This is a genomic window from Streptomyces sp. MnatMP-M17 (assembly GCF_900091995.1).
Taxonomy (GTDB): Bacteria; Actinomycetota; Actinomycetes; order Streptomycetales; family Streptomycetaceae; genus Streptomyces.
This window is the reverse complement of sequence record NZ_FMDK01001114.1, coordinates 1-4,646: the sequence shown is the minus strand read 5'-3', so window position 1 is coordinate 4,646 and position 4,646 is coordinate 1. Positions and strand designations below refer to the sequence as shown.

The following is a 4,646-nucleotide window of genomic DNA, read 5'->3' as shown; positions in this document are numbered from 1 at the left end:
GAAGGGCCCGTACGAGCCGCCCGCGCCCGAAGCGCCCGCGCCCGAGCCGCCCGCGCCCGCGCTCGCCGCGCCTCCTCGTACCACCGTCGTCGTCGCCACCCGTGAGCGCGCCGGACAGCTCGCCCGTGCGCTCGACTCGCTTCTCGCGCAGGACCATCCGGACTTCCGTGTCCTCGTCGTGGACAACGCTCCCGTCACGACCGCCACGCACGATCTTGTCGAGTCCCGTTACGCCGGCCGCGTCGACTATGTTCAGGAGCGGTGTCCCGGTCTGGCCGTCGCGCACAACAGCGGTGTCGCCGCCGCCGACGGCACGGTCATCGCCTTCACCGACGACGATGTGATCGCCGATCCGCACTGGCTCACCGCGCTCACCACGCCCTTCGCGGCCGATCCCGGCCTCGGCTGTGTCACCGGACTGATCCTCCCCGCCCGGCTGACCACCTCCGCGCAGATCCTGCTGGAGAGCCACGGCGGCTTCGCCAAGGGCTTCGAGCCCCGGCTGTACGATCCGGCGAGTCCGCCCGCCGACGAGCCGCTGTTCCCGTTCACCGCGGGCAGCTTCGGCTCCGGCGCCAATATGGCGTTCCGCGCCGAGGCGCTGCGGGCCGTGGGCGGCTTCGATCCCGCCACCGGCACCGGCACTCCCGCCAAGGGCGGCGACGACCTCTACGCCTTCGTACGGATCCTGGCCGCGGGCCACCGGCTCCGTTACGCACCGGAGGCGCTCGTCTGGCACCACCATCGCGAGACCTGGCAGGACCTGCGGAACCAGGCGTACGGATACGGCGCGGGCCTGACCGCCTATCTCACCGCGATCCTGGTCCGCCGCCCGGCACTGCTGCCCGCGCTGCTCGCCAAACTGCCGCGCGGTCTCGCCCACGCCCGCGCGATCACGGCGCACCGCCCGGATCCGGCCGGGGAGCCTGCGCCCGGGACCCATGGCGCGCGGGCCCATCCCTGGCCGCGTGATCTCTCCCGGCTGGAGCGCCGAGGGATGCTGTACGGCCCGCTCGGCTATCTGAAGGCGCGCGTACGGGTACGCCGTCAGGCGCGCGGTGAGGCACTTGGCGAGCCACGGATCCGCCGTCGGGCAGTCTGGAGGCGGTCATGAGCAACAGTCCGCCCGCGCCCATTCCCGTCCTCCTCTATCACGCCGTGATGGACGACCCGCCTGCCTGGATCGCCGAATTCACCGTCACGCCAAGGGACTTCGCCGCCCATCTGGACGCCGTCCTCGCCAGCGGCCGTACTCCCGTCACGATCGGCACCCTCACCGGCCGTGCGAGGGCGAGGACGGGGGCTGAGGCGGTGGGGGAGGCGGAGGCGGCGGGGGCGGCGACCGAGGTGCCCGTGCCGGCGCGGCCCGTAGCGCTCACCTTTGACGACGGCTTCGCCGATCTCCCGGGACCGACGGCCGAGGCGCTCGCCGTCCGGTCCCTGCCCGCCACCGCGTATCTGACCACCGGAGCGATCACGCCGGGCCTGACCAGTCTGCTGCCGCCCGCACCGATGATGACGCTCGCCCAGGCACCGGAGCTGGAGCGGTACGGCATGGAGGTGGGCGCCCACACCGTCACCCATGCCCAGCTCGACACTCTCCGCCCTGCCGACCTCCATCGTGAACTGCGCGATGCGAAAGGCGCGTTGGAGGACACACTCGGCCATGAGGTCGCGCATCTCGCCTATCCGCACGGCTACAACAGCCGCGCCGTGCGCCGGGCCGCCGCGCGCGCCGGATACGCCTCCGCCGTCGCCGTACGCCATGCGCACAGCTCGGCCCGGGACGAGACGTACCGCATCTCCCGGCTCATCGTGCGCCGTACGCACACCGCGGCGGACGTGGCGTCCTGGATGGCGGGCGGTCCGGCCGACGGCGAGCGGGCCAGGACCGCGCCCTTCCCCGACTCGCCGCGCACGCTGGGATGGCGGCTGTACCGAGGCGCGCGGGCCCGGATACGGGGGCCCGAGTTCGCCGGTTAGAACCGAAACAAACGCGTTGAGAGTTCCTATACTTCGCTTCAGGGACAGCGGCGTGACGGCCGCGACCACATCTGTGGGGGGAGTCGCACTGTGCAGCAGCCTGTGCCCACGCCGGTCCAGGGGAGCAGCGAGCCACCGCCCGAGCCCGAGACCGATCCGGCGCCCGGTCCCACAGCCGGGTCCGCGCGTACGCCCATGCCTGAGACCGCGCCCGCGCCCGCCTCGGACGCTCCGTCGGACGCCCAGGCACAGAAGCCCGTTCCCTCACGCCTTCCCTCACGCCGTCGTGGACCGGGCCGCCCGACGGCGGCCCTGCTCCGTCCTCAACTGCTCCTTATCTGGCTGCCGTTGGTGGTCGCTGCGGCCCTGTGGAGCTGGTCGTTACCCCGGATCGACTTCCACGGCATGGGCGACTTCGGGCTTCTCGACCGGTTCCCGATCGCCTTCTACGCCGCGCTGCTGGTGCTGACGGCCGGCTTTCTGGTCAGTCTGCGCCGCGCGGGCACCGCCCCCTGGTGGCCGCTGACCTACTGCGTCACTCTGCTCGTGGCGCTCAAGGCGCCGCCCGCCCTGCTCTACGACTCGGTCCGCTATGCCTGGGCGTCCAAGCACGACGCAGTTATCGCCCGGCTGCTGGCCGAAGGGACCGTACATCCCACCGTCGAACTCTCCGGCGGCATGTCCGCGTACGACCAGTGGCCCGGCTTCTTCTCGCTCAACGCAGCGCTGGTCCGTGCCTTCGGCGTGGAGGGCGCGGCGGTGTACACCAACTGGGCGCCCGTCGCATTCGGTCTGCTGACGATGCCGGTCCTGGTGCTGATCTACCGCACCTTCAGCGACGACTGGCGCCTGGTGTGGACCGCGGTCTGGATCTTCCAGCTCGCCAACTGGGTCGGACAGGACTATCTCTCGCCGCAGGGCTTCGCCTATCTGCTCTTCCTGACCGTGTTCGCCGTGGTCGTACGGCATTTCGTACGGCCGGGATCCGCCGGGCGGCTGCGCGACCGGTCGTCTCTGGATCCGGCCGCGGCCTCCGTGCCACCGCCCACCGGCCTCCGGCAGCGGGCGATCGGTGTGGCACTGCTCGCTCCGCTCCTCGCGGCCGTCAACGCCTCGCATCAGCTCACTCCGGTCATGCTCGGGATGACGCTGATGGCCCTCTGTCTCACCCGGCGCTACCGCAATCTCGGGCTGCTCGTGGTCACCGGCGTCATCATGCTCGTCTGGGATCTGACGATGGGCCGCGTGCTGTTCCTGGACACGCTCGGCACACTGCGCGACACGGCCGGCGATCTGCTGAGCAACTCCCGCGCGGGGTTCGCCGGTGAGCCGACCGGTCCCGGACCCGAGCTGGTCGGTAGCGCCAACATCCTGATGGTGGCCGTGCTCGGCGTACTGGCCGCCGTGGCCGTGCTGCTGCGGCGCGCGCTGACCAGGAGCGCCCTGCCGCTGCTGCTGGCCGCCGCCGCGCCCGTACCGCTCTTCGCCGTCAATGACTACGGCGGCGAAATGCTCTTCCGCGTCTATCTGTTCGGGCTGCCCGGCACGGCGTTCTTCGCCGCGGCGGCCCTGGTCCCCGCCGTCGCCTGGACCGGCAGGGCACGGCAACTGGCCCGCAGGACCGGTGCGGTGGCGCTGCCCGTGGCGCTGGTCGCCCTGCTGGCGGGCTTCCTGCCGTCGTACTACGGCAAGGAGGCCATGCAGTACGCGCCTCCGGCGGAGACCGCGCTGGTCAGACGGGCCTATGACCGTGCTCCGGACGGCGCGCTGATCCTGGCCACCACCGGTTCGTTCGCCGGTGCCTACTACCGCTACGACCACTACGAGCGCTGGTTCTTCACCGAACAGGAAGTGCCGGAGAACCTGAAGATGCTCAGGGATCCGGCCGGATATCTCGACGCGGGCATTCCGGACGGGCGGCCGGCCTATGTCATCCTCACGTGGACCCAGGAGAGGGCCACGGGGGGCGAGGGATATCTGCCGCCCGGCGGCTTCGCCCGGATGAGCGCGGCGCTGAAGGCCTCGCCGCTGTTCCGGGTGGTGGAGGAGAACGAGCACGGGCTCGTACTGGAGCACATACCGGATCCCACCGCGACCACCGCCGCCACCACAGCTACGGCTACGGCTGACCGATGACGCACGAGGAGGAGGCAGTCGCCGTGACGGACACCGAGAAGCCGGCCGACTCGCGGGCACCGGACCAGGCAGAAGAACCAGCGCAGATGCAGGAACCGGACCAGGCACAGGTGCCGGATCAGGCACAGGAACCCATCCGTACCCGGGCACCACGACGGCTCCCTGCGCGGCCCTGGCTCAGAGCGGCCCTCGCCCTCTCCGGATGGGTGGCGCTCGCCGCCACGGCCCTGCCCGGCGGCTCCCCGTTGCGCTGGCTCCCTGTCCTGCTCTTCGTCACCCTCGGTCCCGGATTCGCGCTGCTCCTGCCCAGGCCCGCCGCGCACACCCTGCCCGGCGCCCGGCTGGAGACGGTGGCACTCGCCGCGCCCTTGAGCCTGTCCCTCGCCGCGCTCACCGCGACCGCGCTCTTTCTGGTGGAGGGCTACTCGGTCACGCTCTTCCTGGCCTCGCTCGCCGCCTTCTGCACGGTCGTGGCGCCGCTGCCCGCCGTACCGCTGCCCGCCGCGACCCGGGAGGCCGCGAGCCTA

The 4,646-nt window shown here is 71.8% G+C and carries 4 protein-coding genes; all 4 read left to right on the top strand.

Translation table 11 applies throughout. The features are described 5' to 3' along the window. On the top strand, positions 1-1,114 hold a 1,114-nt coding region (locus tag GA0115259_RS36730; RefSeq protein WP_093604828.1), incomplete at its 5' end, for a glycosyltransferase family 2 protein. Then, positions 1,111-1,983, top strand: a complete 873-nt coding sequence (locus tag GA0115259_RS36725; protein WP_237540760.1) for a polysaccharide deacetylase family protein — start codon at positions 1,111-1,113, stop codon at positions 1,981-1,983. The genes GA0115259_RS36730 and GA0115259_RS36725, both read left to right, overlap by 4 nt. A gap of 195 nt (positions 1,984-2,178) precedes the next feature. Then, positions 2,179-4,119 (top strand): hypothetical protein, encoded by a 1,941-nt coding sequence (locus tag GA0115259_RS36720; RefSeq protein ID WP_202450679.1) that lies wholly within the window; start codon positions 2,179-2,181, stop codon positions 4,117-4,119. Beyond that, on the top strand, positions 4,116-4,646 hold a 531-nt coding region (locus tag GA0115259_RS43015), incomplete at its 3' end, for a hypothetical protein (RefSeq protein ID WP_237540759.1). The genes GA0115259_RS36720 and GA0115259_RS43015, both read left to right, overlap by 4 nt.